We start from the raw sequence: 12,711 nt of genomic DNA on the forward strand, positions 1-12,711 counted from the left end.
AAAGGAGTGATTTTAAATCACTCCTCTCTTCTAGGATCGTTGCCCATGAGCTATTTCAATCCATCTTATTAACCAATGGCTAGTTTGGTTTCAGCATAACGGAGCTTTCTTTTTCGTGGGCTTGCTAAAAAATAAGCCAATGTTAATGGACCAAGTCGTCCCATATACATCATAAAAATAATGATAATTTCCCCCGATAGTGAAAGCTCTCCCGTTAACCCACGAGATAAACCGACTGTACCTAACGCAGACACCGCCTCAAAAATAATATCGAGCATCGGAGCATTTTCACTCAGCAGCAAAGCAAAGATCGCTAACCAAGTCACAACGGCTGAAATCAAGGTCAACGCCAACGCCTTGCTGATGGTGTCTTTAGCAATTTCACGATTAAAAACAGAGACTTGTTCATCACGTCGTAAATAAGCATAAGTCGATAAAATCAGCACCATAAACGTCACGACCTTAATACCACTCGCAGTACTCAACGATCCGCCGCCAATAAACATCAGCATCAATATAATGGCTGTTGTGGCATCTTCGAGTTGATCAATCGCCAGCGTATTAAAACCCGCCGTTCTTGGTGTCACTGCTTGGAACCATGATGCTAACCATTTTCCTAATTCATCGAGCGGCGCTAAGGTATTAGGGTTATCGCGTTCAATCAAATAAATCGCAATCACCGCAACCGCGTTAATCAAAACCGTTCCGATGATCATCATCCGACTATACACGGTTAATTTTGACCAACGACGATGACGCTTTAAATCCATCCATACAGAAAAACCTAAACCACCAACAATAAAAAGACCCGTAATGGTGAAGTTAACGATAGGATCGGCAACATAAGGCATCAAACTATCAGCACTAAGCGCAAATCCAGCATTGTTAAAGGCACTAATGGTATAAAAGAAACCATGAAACAAGCTAGTTTGCCATCCCAGTTCGCCGCTCCACCGTAACGTTAAGATCAGCATGCCTACCAGCTCTACAGCCAATGCAAACATAAAAACGGATTTCGCGGTTGCAACCAAGGTCGAAGAATCGGTTTGATTAAACGCCTCACGAGCCACGGTACGCTCTAAAAAGCCGATTTTTCCACCTAAAGCGATTAAGGTAACAATGGCGAATGTCATTAGTCCTAACCCGCCACATTGGATCAATAATGCTATTACCACCTGGCCAAACTTCGTGAACTGAGTCCCCGTATCCACCACCACTAACCCAGTCACCGTGATGGCTGATGTGGCGGTAAATAAACTTTCAATCCAAGAGATGGGTTCGTGTGTTGCTATTGGCAATTTTAATAACATCGCCCCGACGAGAATTAACAACAAAAAGCTACCACTTAAAATCAGCGGCGGCGCGCCCACTAACTTTTTACCCGCTTTAGGTTTACGCTCAATCGGCGTGATGGATGGATGCCATAAAACCATGTCACACCAACCTTGGGGCAAGATATTTTAGCTCAGCACGGGTTCCACAGAGCAGAATGATGTCTTTCTCTCGCAACACAAAATCATGCGCTATTGAGTTAATGATCTCTTGATCCCGTTTAATCAATACCGTTTGTACGCTGCCTTTAGCATCACCCAGTACTTGACCAATCGATGAGTCGTGTAATGATGCTCGAATATTCACTTCCACGACGTACAAACCATGGCCTAATGAAAGGTAATCATTCACCATAGGATAGTTCAAAGCCTGTGCAACACGCACTCCCATTTCCTCTTCAGGATGGATAATACGCTGCACCCCCAGTTTAGAGACAATGGTATGATGCGCTTTAGTACTGGCTTTGACCCAAATCTCTTTCACCCCCAAATTTTTCAACGCCAAAGTGCACAGCAAGCTCGATTGCATATCTTCACCAATCGCCACTAAGACCGCTTCACTATTACCCAAATCCAACTCACGTAACGCATTTTCATCGGTGGAATCACAAATAATTGCCTGAGTAAGATCTTCCACGTATTTTTCGACAATTTTAGGGTCACGATCAATTCCAGTGACGGTGTGTCCAAGATGAACAAGTTCTAGACTAGCAGCAATACCAAAACGCCCGAGTCCAATAACGGTAAAATGAGCCATGACGGTTCCTTTATTATGTGTTGAAATATCGATAATTACGTCGCTGTGGCGTAAACGCCACTTGGTGGTTAATCCTATAATTATCAGGTTTACTGATTAACTTTTTCTCTAATAATGTGGATAAGTGATTAGTGATAAGATCACTCTGCACAGACCAAACGATAGCCGATTCCAGACTCCGTTTTTATTACCTGCTGCTCATCAGCACTATCATTGAGTTTTTTGCGTAACTGACTGACTAACACTCGCAGGTAGTGCGTATCTTCTGTGTGGCTGGCTCCCCAAATCTCGCGCAGTAAATCGGTCTGTTTCACCAATTGACCGGGAGTGCTCATCAGCATTTCAATAAAGGCAAATTCCTTTTTGGTCAGCTCAATTTCTGTGCTTGATAGCCAACACTGATGAGTGTCCTTTTGTAATTTCAGCGCCCCAAAAAGAAGGGTATTTGGGCATTCAGCGTCTGAAACTAAATCTCTTACCAACACCTTAACTCGGACAATGAGCTCACGAACACCAAAAGGCTTACTCAGATAATCATTAGCACCGGCTTCAAGTAAACGGATTTTCTCTTCTTCTTGATCTCGTGCGGTTAATATCAGGACTGGTGTTTTACTCATGGTACGAATATGAGTCAGAAAGCCAATACCATCGCCATCAGGCAACCCCAAATCAAGCACCACGACATGAGGCTGAAAACGAACAAAGGTTTCTCTTGCCATTGCGATAGAGTCTGCCCCCATGTAATCAAATCCTTCTGCCGCTAACGAAATACGCATAAAGGTTTGAATTTGCGGCTCGTCATCGACTACCAGTATTTTATAATTCACGATCCTCTCCTTGCTCACCGAATGGTAGCGAAATACGTATCAAACATCCCTGCTCAACATCGACAGATTCAATACTCCCCTGGTGGGCGCAGATCAGACCTTTAGCAACACTCAAGCCTAGCCCTGAGCCCGAGTCAGCGTTGTTATTGGTTGAGCCTGAATAAAAAAGCTCAAATACCTTTGCCGCCTCATCCGAGGTAAGTTTTTGACCTTGGTTATAGATGTCAACGACGACATTTTGCTTAGCTTGATACACGGTCACGGTCACCGCTGTATGATGAGGTGAATAACGCAGCGCATTATCCAATACATTCAACAACGCTTGTTCAATCAAAGTTCGACTAACAGGGATAGGCCGTATAACCCCATTGACCTGAATATCGACTTGCTGCGCCGAGCAAGATAGACGCTCAACAACCGTTTTCAGAATATGCACAACCGATTCTGGTTGTTTTTGGATACGAACCACGCCGTGTTGCAATTTCGTTGCTTGCAAAAGATTCTCGATATACTGGTGCAAGCGATGGCTTTCTTTTATCGCACTATCCAACAACTCATTTTTTTCCGCTTCTTTAAGTTGCTGTTGGTATTCTTGAAACGTAGTCAAATTGCCAATCACGCCTGCCAATGGCGTCCTTAAATCATGAGAAACAGAGAGCAAAATTTGGTGACGTAACTGAACTTGTTCGAGTGCACTTTGCGAACGACGATAACGCGCAGCAAGCTGACTGGTTGTAAACGCCACCACCACAAAAACCAGCAGATTGATGATGTCATCCCAATGAAACATCTGTAGCGAATAACGAGGCGTGGTAAAGAAAAAATTAAAACTCAATGCCTCGATAATCGCAGCCGCATAGGCTATCTGAGAGTGACATTGCAGGGCAATCACCACGATCGACAACTGCAATATCAGTAATACTGCGATAGTTGAACCTAACCAATGATCCAGCACTAAAGAAACGAATAGCGCACTGAAAAAAACTAAAGTAGAGAGTAAGTAGCGATTGTTAAACCAACGGATAACCATAAAAAGTGCAACACGATGCAAAACATGTTGCTCACTCTATCAGATGCCGAAAAAGGCTTCGCGTAAAAAAAGCGTAAAAAATTTATATATGTCTTTTTTATTGCTATGATGCCCATATGCATGGGTCAGCATTTGAAGCAACACGAGTCCAGAAGCGATGTTTCAAAATATCAATTTAAACTTATTGAAGTCATTACATATTATTTTGCATGAAACTCATGTAAGTAACGCGGCCAAACGCCTTTACATTACACAATCCGCTATGAGTAGACAATTAGCTCAGCTACGAGAAATATGCCAAGATGAACTACTCGTCCGTAATTCTAATTTTTATGTTCTAACACCTAAAGCTGAGCTACTAAAAAAGAAACTTGATCTTTTTTTCTCAGACTTCGAACACTTATTAAATGATGTTAAATTTGAACCTAAAAATTGGCAGGGTGAATTTGTTATTTCTTCCAGTGACTACGTAGCTCAATATATATTACCTCATATATGCTCTACACTTGGACAACTCGCTCCAAAGTTAGACATTTCTTATCAGCTATGGAACCCACTGCACATAGGTAAATTACATGAATTGGGAATAGATATAGCCTCAACCATGCTGAGCGAAAAACCTGAAGGTATTTCCAGTCAATTCATAGGCAGTGATTATTCCGTACTTGCAATGCGTGCAGGGCATCCTTTATCGAATAAAGATAAAATCAGCATCAATGATTTAATCAGCTATCCATATATAAAGATAACAGGAGGAGCAGATAAAGATTATTTATTTGATCAGTACATAGATGCTCTAAAACTTACCAGAAATATAAAACTAAAAGTCCCATTTTTTTCAGGTGCAACGACACAATTAACTCAAACAGACTCACTCATGGTCATTCCTCTACATATTGCCAAAACGCTCGAAAAACTATCATCCATCACTTATAAGCAACTACCATTTGACATTGGCATTAATAAGTATTGGTTAATTTGGCACCCTAAATTTGATAATGCCCCAAGCCACAAATGGATAAGAGAACAAATCATGTTGATAATGCAAGAGAATGAATATTCTATTCACATTAGTTGATTAACAACTCACCATCATTCCCCCAAATCATCCCTAGTATGATTTATCATGATTTCAAATCATGGCAATCTTCTTGTATGGTTCAGAAACTGCTTTTAATAAGGCAGGATACCTAGGAGAAGTACATGACATTCACATTTATCGTTACCTTATTAACCATATGTTTATTGGGAGCAATGTCCCCTGGACCTAGTCTGGCTATCGTAGTCAAACACTCACTAGCTGGCGGGCGCTTATACGGGATGCTCTGTGCTTGGTCACATGCCTGTGGCATATTTATTTATGCACTCTTAACGATCAGTGGATTATCCATTGTATTTCAGCATTATCCTGTTTTATTCACCACAATCTCGTATCTAGGTGCTGCGTATTTAGCTTATCTTGGGATTCGTTCTTTACTGTCAAAAGGGGGAATTCGTGACAAACTTCAATCAGGCGAGCCAGGTAGCGTTATAGAAGCAATGCGAGATGGCTTTGCAATATCTATATTAAGCCCTAAAATTGCGCTATTTTTTATCGCACTCTTTAGCCAATTTATTACAGAAGGTCAAGCTGGTACCGATAAAACGATAATAGCTTTCATGCCAGCTATCATCGATGGTCTTTGGTATACTATAATTGCGGCTATATTTTCAAGTCATTCTGTTGTAGAAAGAATACGTTCTAAAGCTGCCATTATCGATAAAATAACAGGATTAATTTTAATCTCATTAGCCATAAAAGTTATTTTTATATAACCAAAAAACTAACAGTTATATACCTCACATCACTTAATTTACAGTAAGCTTGGTTAGAGATAATAGATAATAGCCAAAATATTATAAAACCGGTCGCAATGAAATATTGATGAACGCTAAGGAAAACTAAAGATTTTTGTAAAAAATCCTTATATAAAGACAAGGCGTGATTTAAAGTCACTCCTTGTCTTTCTTAGTCACGCACTGTTATAAAAATCAACATTCCCTCATCACAGCTCAATTTGCCTCTTCACGCCCGAATCTGTGGCAAAATCATCATCATGACTGACGAGAATAAATCCGCCACGATAATCATATAAAGCTTGAGCTAGGATGATTTTAGAATCCAAATCAAGATGATTATCCGGTTCATCAAGTAGCAGTAATGGCTGCTGCGGTTGATGACTGGCAATCAACATGGCTAATTTCATCTTCTCACCGCCGCTTAAAGTCCCGCCAAGACGAAAGACACACTCACGACGAAAGCCAATACCCGCGAGCAATGTTCTAGCTTCTCCCGCTTGCATACCATCACATTGCTCTAGCAGGTTATCGAGCATTGACAATTGCGGCACAATCACCGCGAAATGTTGATCAAGATAATAGATTGGCGCGCTCCGTTGCAGCGAGCCTTGCTTAAGTGAAAGCTTGCCGAGTAAGGTTTTCAACAAGGTTGATTTACCACTGCCATTAGCGCCAATAAGGTGAATTTTTTCATCCGCTTTCACTTGCCAGTTGATGGGTTGATTGCGCCCGAAAGCCAATACCGCATCGAACAAGGCAACAGCATGACGCGGTCGATTAACGGTATCCGCCAAATAGAGTTTTTGCTGACTTATCGACTCTTTCCTCGCCTTTAATGCTTGTTGTTTAGTCTCTAAATGAACTTGACGCCGCTGCTGATTTTTAGTGCGATTGGCGCTATGCGCGGTGGCTCTATCTTGCTGAAAATCCAATAAGCTTGTCGCCTGACTACCCGATTTACGTAATTTGTTCCCTTGCGCTGCTCTTTGCTGTGCTTTTTCACGATTTCGCTGCGCTTGTATCATTAATTGCCGTTGCTGCTTGTCAAGATTGGAAAGCTGGCGCTCTAACGCCTGCGACTCGTGACGCTTTTGCTCGGCGTACACATCATAATTTCCGCCAAAGATTTGCAGACCAAGGCTAGATAACTGCCAAATCTCCTCCATCTCTCGCAAGAATAAACGGTCATGGCTAATCAGCAAAATCGCTCCCTTGAAAGCCCGCATCGCCTCAAGCAACCACTGCTTGGCCGCCCCATCAAGATGGTTAGAAGGCTCATCAAGGATCAATAATTCAAACGGACTACTCAACAGTTGCCAAAGCTGCAATCGCGCCAACTGTCCACCGCTCAGCTGTGCGCAAGCAAAGTGAGGATCAGCCGGTAACCCGATGGCGTTTAGTTGCTTTGTCAGTTGCTGCGGCAAATCCCACTGCTCGCCAATCACATCGAACCAATGCGCTGAGCAATCACCGGACTCAACGTGTTTTAGCGCTTCAAGTACATCGGCTTTACCTAAAAACTGAGCAATAGACAGGTCGCTAGCTAATAAGTGCGAAGCTTGCTGACGATAAATGGCCATCGACTTCGTTCGAGTTATCGTACCACTCGATGGTGGTAGATCACCGCTTAATATCGCCGCTAATATCGATTTGCCTACCCCATTACGGCCAACTAAACCGATACGCTGACTTTTGATGGTAAACGACAATGACGCAAACAACCTATCGCCATTGGCAAATTGATAGCTGATATTATCAGCCTGTAAAACTGGCATGATTTGCCTCCTGTAAGTCAGGGACAATCGCCGCCGCTAAGCTGTAACGAAAATAAGATTCAAAGCCTACACACACCCTGATTGAAGAGCTATGCGGGTAATGAGGCAAAGAATGATCGGAAAGTGAGCTACGCCGACTAACCCTGTCGATCCAAAAGTAAATGAAAAAAATGGATAACAGGCTCAGTTATTCATGTGGGCGTACTCTCCTAAAGAAATGAGGCAACCAGATTAGGAGATTTCAGCTAGAGAAGTCAAGAGGATAAAAAAGGGGTTAGCTTAGCAAATCTATCATCAATCTTGTGCTTGTTTTCACCGTGGTGAGCTTAGTCGTCGCCTCTTTGTGCTCTAAGAAATCGCTCGATTAGACTAGATCGCACTAACTAGCTAAAAGCCCAAAGAGACATCAACAAAAATGCCACTCTGTTCAATACAAGTGGCATTTTATTATCCCGACAAGAGCTAACGATGAGTGGTTATTGGTACTTCTCACCTGCTGCAGCGACGAACGCCATTTCTACTAAGAGTTCAGGATTCGCCAATTCAACTTTGACGCAAGCACGACTTGGTGCGCACCCTTCAGGGAACCATGTATCCCATACTTCGTTTAGCGCATCAAAGTTAGCAAAATCCGTCACGTAAATCGTCACAGATAGAATGCGTGACTTATCGCTATCAACATTGGCTAACATTTGCTCAGTTTGGTCGAAAATCTGTTGTACTTGCCCTTTCATATCCGCAGTGGTATCTGCTTCTGCCACCTCAACAAAGTTGGCAATGCCGTTGAATACCGTAACATCAGACCAACGTTTGCATGGATTAATACGATGAATTGTCATGTTATTTCTCTTAATTATTGTTTCTCAACCAAACACACAGGTGCACCAACATCACACGAGTATCCGGTTGGAGTGATAGCGCCAGTTTCCGGATTCCTATGAAAGCTAGCGACATTATTCGAATGTTGATTAGCAACGAGCATCCACTGCCCGTCACGGGATAAAACAAAATCTCTTGGAAACTTACCGCCACAATCGGACATCGCAATTTGAACCGGGATATTACTCGTTACATCAAATGTACTGATCACGTTTTGCCCACGGCATGAGACATAGACAAAACGCTCATCCGCAGAGAGGCGAATCGCAGATGCCGCTTCTTTGTTTTCTTCATCGGCTAGCAGCTTAACTTGCTGAGTCAGATTCCATTGCTCGTCGTACTTACAAAGTACCACCAACGTTTCGGACAATTCACACACCACGTATGCAATAGACTCTTCACGGTTGAAAACCAAATGACGAGGACCTGATCCAGCAGGCATAGCAACGCTTTGTATGAGTGAAAAGTTGCATGCCTCACCATCATTTTCAAAGTCATAAAAATGGACACTATCTGTGCCTAAATCGACCACAGCAAGTTGTTTGGTGTGATTAAGAAACGTTGCTTGATGCGCATGAGACGAGGCTTGACGAGCAATATTGGGCCCCCTGCCTTCCACATATAATTCTGCAATAGATTTCAACGGTTTACCACACTCATCAATGTGGTAAACACTTACATTGCCGGAACCGTAGTTGGCCACAGCAAGTAGCGGGGCTTTGATGTCGACATAGCAAGGATAGTCGCCTTCAATTGGCAATGCATAGCTGTCTGTATTTTCAGCAAAAATCAGCTCTGCACCTTCCAAACGTTCTACTTCATTAAAGGTGTATAGGCCATGTTCGGTAACCGTAAGATAAGACGGATTGCGTGTCGTTCTCATCGCGTCTGGCACGAGGTCGTGATTGATTGTCAGTAAGCCAGTAGTCGAATCGAGAGAGACACATGCGATACCATGACTTTGACTTGGTGAATCGGTATAGGTGCCCACATAAAAATGTAAGTGACCATTTAATGTCATGAGAAAACCTTTCAGAGATATAATAATGCTTAACCGATAAGATTCCGCCTGTGATACCAGACAGCAATCCCTTTTAGTTATCAATCGGTTAAAGTGTGAAGCAACTGCTCAGTTGGTACGACAATAGCGACAATAGTTTCATCAAAAATAATCGCATTTTCATTGATGATACGTTGATACGCTTCAACATCAGATTGGCCCATACCACTGCCCTGCTTAGCAAGTTTAATCAAGGTTAAACCTAAATCGGCAACTTTAATGGCAGCTTCTGCAACTGGCACTGTTTCTACCGACGCCACATTTGCCGCGAAAATAGGTTTGGCTTGCTGCGCCGCTAAACTAATGTTTTGATAATGCATCGCTAACGCATCCAACGCAGTTATATCACCTTGAGCATAAGCCACGACCAAATCTTGCATCTCGTACACTGCTAGGCTTTCTACTGGTAATGCGTCCGCAAAGCGGTTTAATCGTTCGTACTGGTTGTATAAATCGCCTTCGTTTGGTGTAGCGATCCACTTCTCCCAGTGACGAGCGTAGTATTGAGCAGGCTCAATGTACTTCGCTAACGTTTGTAGCGGTGTTTCGTCCGCACCATTGGCAAGACGTTTCAACATCATATTGGCATCGGCATGATGACGCAAGCCAAGCGAAATTTCAGACCATGTATCTATTACCTTCATGCGCCTGTACATGCTGCGTTCATCAGTCAGGTCTTGACTCGACCATAGACGCTCAGCAATTGCGTAGCTTCTCGGCCATAAACGTTGCTCGATGGTCATTGAATCGAGGTTCTCTCCCCAAATGGTGATTTCTCCCCCCAAGATTAGCTGCTGTTCTTTCTCGGTCAGCTCTGCCGGATAACCGCCATTAGGCTCGGGAATTACACTACCTTCCATGTCACTGCTCGCTACTAATTCTCCAGTCGTAGGCCAACGAACATTGCCAATCAACTGGTAACTACTATCTTTCAACTTGCCATCCGCAAAGTCATAATTGAACTCGGTATAAGACATAAAGTTATCGAAGTGGCCTCTAAATTTCACACCCGGTACGTACTCAATGATGAACACCTCTTCGCGAGACTTACCGTTGTAATCGGTAAACGCACGGTAGCTGCCGTCTGTCGCTTTAATAATGGTTAGATTACCTGTACGCGGACCACCTTTGTTGCGCGGTTTCGCCCAATTATAAGTCGCGAATTTCTCATCTTGATATAGTTGGTCATCTACCGTAATTCCTTTCGGTATTGGGTCATTGCGGTAGTGATAGCTGGTTGGTTGCGGCTGGTCTAGGTAATAACCGGTTGAGAGAATACCTTGGTAGCCCTCTTTTGCTGCTCGACCAATACTGTCGTGCCCTTGCCAGCTTTGAATCACAATCGAAGTGGGAAGATCTTTGTGCCAGATTTCATCCCAACCTGTCATCTTCTTGCCACGTGCTTCCAGCATTTGTTCAACCTTAGTGTTCAAATACGATTGCAGACCACGCTCACCATCTAAGTTATTGTCTTTGATAAATTGCTGAATCTTAGGGTTGTCTTTCCACTGTTGGTAATTAGGCTCATCACCACCGATATGGAAATACTCATCTGGAAAAAGCTCGACCACTTCGTCAAACACGCTCGCCAGCATCTTGTAAAGTTCGGGATTGGTAGGGTCCATTAACGGTTCAAACACACCCCAGCCACGTTGGTGCGGATAAGATTGCTCACCCATACCAGACATCAATTCAGGGTATGCGTGCGCGACTGCCGAAGCATGTCCCGGCAAAGAGATTTCAGGGATAACTCGAATGCCAAGGTTACGCGCATAATTCACCACATGGCGAATTTCATCTTTGGTGTAGTAATCACCATCTGCAGTGTCTTGCCACAGTTTTTGGTAATTATCGAGTTGGATACGGATCGCTTGGTCATCCCACATATGCCAATGGAAAACATTCATTTTTGCTGATGCCATCGCATCGAGTTGGCGAAGGATCACATCGAGTTCAATAAAGTGACGGGAAGTGTCGTAAGAAACACCACGCCAAGGAAAACGCGGCTCATCTTGAATCGACACTACAGGAACAAAGTACCCTGTCGCATCCGTAGTCACTAACTGCAAAAAGGTTTCTAAACCATGGAAAGCACCGTAAGGGCGTTCGGAGCGAATGATGATCTGACCATTGCGCGATTCCAGTTGATACGATTCATCACTGTTAATGTCTTGCACCTCTGACTTAGGCGCATTGCGAATATCAATCACCAAGGTTGCGTCTTTTTCCGACTCGGCATGCCAGTTCAACATTGGTAAGCCAGTTTGGCGATATAAACGCTCCATAGTGCGCTTTATGTTGAACTGCACCCGCGGCGAATCGTAGCCTTTGATGTAAATACTGAAGGATTTATCCAGTGAGATTTTCCCCTGCCCCAGCTCTACATTTTGTGGGTAAGGCATTAGGTTAAGATCGGTGTTGGTAGTCATCGCCATCGCTGCCGTTGGAATTGTGATTAAGCCTGAAATGAGTAGTACTAATGTTCCTTTGTTCATCCGCGCCATCCTATCGTTGTTATTCAACCCGAGTCACTCTGTTTCAAAGAAGCATGTGACTCGGTCAAAACACTTTGTTTGAGTTATGCGACCAGCTCCACCGCTTCACGAACCAGCTTACCAACCTCGTCCCACTGTTCGTTTTCAATTAAGCTCGGTGCAACCATCCAAGTACCACCGCAACAAACCACACGGTCGATGGCTAAGTAATCATTGACATTATTTTTGCCAATACCGCCCGTCGGCATCAAACTCACATCGACATAAGGTGCCAGTAGCGATTTCACCATCGCAATACCGCCGCTCGCTTCCGCAGGAAAGAATTTGAGGAAGGTCAAACCTAGCTCAAGTGCTTGTTCAACCTGACTTGGACTGTTCACGCCCGGTATGATTGGCATGTTGATTTCTTGGCAGCGACGTACCGTATTTGGATTCAACCCCGGCGCGACAATAAACTCTGCACCCGCGTCTTTCGCTTGGGTAATTTGCTCTGGCGTCAGTACCGTACCAGCACCGATGCACATTTGCGGATAAGCGTCACGCATGGCTTTAATCGCATCGGCTGCCGCTTCTGTTCGAAACGTCACTTCTGCGACTGGCAGACCGTTTTCTACTAGCACTTTCGCCAATGGAATCGCGTGCTCAACCTTGTTGATTTGGATAACTGGAATAACTTTGAATTGCTGAAGTTGTTTAATCATTGCTTGGGACATAATAC

The 12,711-nt window shown here is 43.6% G+C and carries 11 protein-coding genes; 2 read left to right on the top strand and 9 right to left on the bottom strand.

From position 1 onward, the window contains the following. Window positions 1–68 precede the first annotated feature (68 nt). The 4 genes from VIB_RS08390 to VIB_RS08405 form a co-directional block, all read right to left on the bottom strand. Window positions 69–1,433: a TrkH family potassium uptake protein gene (locus VIB_RS08390; RefSeq protein WP_004395519.1), complete on the bottom strand. Its 1,365-nt coding sequence runs from the start codon at window positions 1,431–1,433 to the stop codon at window positions 69–71. Between the two features lies 1 nt (window position 1,434). Beyond that, window positions 1,435–2,088 carry a potassium channel family protein gene (locus VIB_RS08395; RefSeq protein ID WP_004395520.1) on the bottom strand — a complete coding sequence of 218 codons (654 nt, stop codon included), beginning with the start codon at window positions 2,086–2,088 and terminating at the stop codon, window positions 1,435–1,437. A gap of 140 nt (window positions 2,089–2,228) precedes the next feature. Next, window positions 2,229–2,915 carry a response regulator transcription factor gene (locus VIB_RS08400; protein WP_004395521.1) on the bottom strand — a complete coding sequence of 229 codons (687 nt, stop codon included), beginning with the start codon at window positions 2,913–2,915 and terminating at the stop codon, window positions 2,229–2,231. Next, entirely contained in the window at window positions 2,905–3,945 is a 1,041-nt protein-coding gene (locus VIB_RS08405) for a sensor histidine kinase (RefSeq protein WP_004395522.1), read from the bottom strand. Before VIB_RS08405 ends, VIB_RS08400 begins: the two co-directional genes overlap by 11 nt. Window positions 3,946–4,102: 157 nt before the next feature. On the opposite strand from VIB_RS08405, the gene VIB_RS08410 reads away from it, so the two are divergent. Further along, window positions 4,103–5,023: a LysR family transcriptional regulator gene (locus tag VIB_RS08410; RefSeq protein WP_004395523.1), complete on the top strand. Its 921-nt coding sequence runs from the start codon at window positions 4,103–4,105 to the stop codon at window positions 5,021–5,023. A 125-nt stretch (window positions 5,024–5,148) separates the two neighbouring features. Then, entirely contained in the window at window positions 5,149–5,760 is a 612-nt protein-coding gene (locus VIB_RS08415) for a LysE family translocator (protein ID WP_040904394.1), read from the top strand. Window positions 5,761–5,990: 230 nt separating this feature from the next. Here VIB_RS08415 and VIB_RS08420 read toward each other — a convergent pair whose 3' ends face one another. The 5 genes from VIB_RS08420 to VIB_RS08440 form a co-directional block, all read right to left on the bottom strand. Further along, entirely contained in the window at window positions 5,991–7,559 is a 1,569-nt protein-coding gene (locus VIB_RS08420; protein WP_004395524.1) for an ATP-binding cassette domain-containing protein, read from the bottom strand. Between the two features lie 476 nt (window positions 7,560–8,035). Further along, entirely contained in the window at window positions 8,036–8,398 is a 363-nt protein-coding gene (locus tag VIB_RS08425) for a RidA family protein (protein WP_004395525.1), read from the bottom strand. Between the two features lie 14 nt (window positions 8,399–8,412). Then, the gene (locus VIB_RS08430; RefSeq protein WP_004395526.1) at window positions 8,413–9,459 is read right to left on the bottom strand and encodes a lactonase family protein; all 1,047 of its coding nucleotides are present in this window, start codon (window positions 9,457–9,459) and stop codon (window positions 8,413–8,415) included. Window positions 9,460–9,539: 80 nt separating this feature from the next. Then, window positions 9,540–11,993, bottom strand: a complete 2,454-nt coding sequence (locus VIB_RS08435; RefSeq protein ID WP_040904396.1) for a beta-N-acetylhexosaminidase — start codon at window positions 11,991–11,993, stop codon at window positions 9,540–9,542. A gap of 83 nt (window positions 11,994–12,076) precedes the next feature. Beyond that, complete coding sequence (locus VIB_RS08440) at window positions 12,077–12,706, bottom strand: bifunctional 4-hydroxy-2-oxoglutarate aldolase/2-dehydro-3-deoxy-phosphogluconate aldolase (protein WP_004395528.1); 630 nt, start codon at window positions 12,704–12,706, stop codon at window positions 12,077–12,079. Between the last annotated feature and the right edge of the window lie 5 nt (window positions 12,707–12,711).

It is taken from the genome of Vibrio metschnikovii CIP 69.14 (genome assembly GCF_000176155.1).
Classification (GTDB): Bacteria; Pseudomonadota; Gammaproteobacteria; order Enterobacterales; family Vibrionaceae; genus Vibrio; species Vibrio metschnikovii.

Bases quoted from the DNA above. Each gene is read 5' to 3' on its own strand.
- VIB_RS08390 (WP_004395519.1), bottom strand. From the start codon at position 1,433: ATGGTTTTATGGCATCCATCCATCACGCCGATTGAGCGTAAACCTAAA.
- VIB_RS08395 (WP_004395520.1), bottom strand. From the start codon at position 2,088: ATGGCTCATTTTACCGTTATTGGACTCGGGCGTTTTGGTATTGCTGCT.
- VIB_RS08405 (WP_004395522.1), bottom strand. From the start codon at position 3,945: ATGGTTATCCGTTGGTTTAACAATCGCTACTTACTCTCTACTTTAGTT.
- VIB_RS08410 (WP_004395523.1), top strand. From the start codon at position 4,103: ATGTTTCAAAATATCAATTTAAACTTATTGAAGTCATTACATATTATT.
- VIB_RS08415 (WP_040904394.1), top strand. From the start codon at position 5,149: ATGACATTCACATTTATCGTTACCTTATTAACCATATGTTTATTGGGA.
- VIB_RS08420 (WP_004395524.1), bottom strand. From the start codon at position 7,559: ATGCCAGTTTTACAGGCTGATAATATCAGCTATCAATTTGCCAATGGC.
- VIB_RS08425 (WP_004395525.1), bottom strand. From the start codon at position 8,398: ATGACAATTCATCGTATTAATCCATGCAAACGTTGGTCTGATGTTACG.
- VIB_RS08430 (WP_004395526.1), bottom strand. From the start codon at position 9,459: ATGACATTAAATGGTCACTTACATTTTTATGTGGGCACCTATACCGAT.
- VIB_RS08435 (WP_040904396.1), bottom strand. From the start codon at position 11,993: ATGAACAAAGGAACATTAGTACTACTCATTTCAGGCTTAATCACAATT.
- VIB_RS08440 (WP_004395528.1), bottom strand. From the start codon at position 12,706: ATGTCCCAAGCAATGATTAAACAACTTCAGCAATTCAAAGTTATTCCA.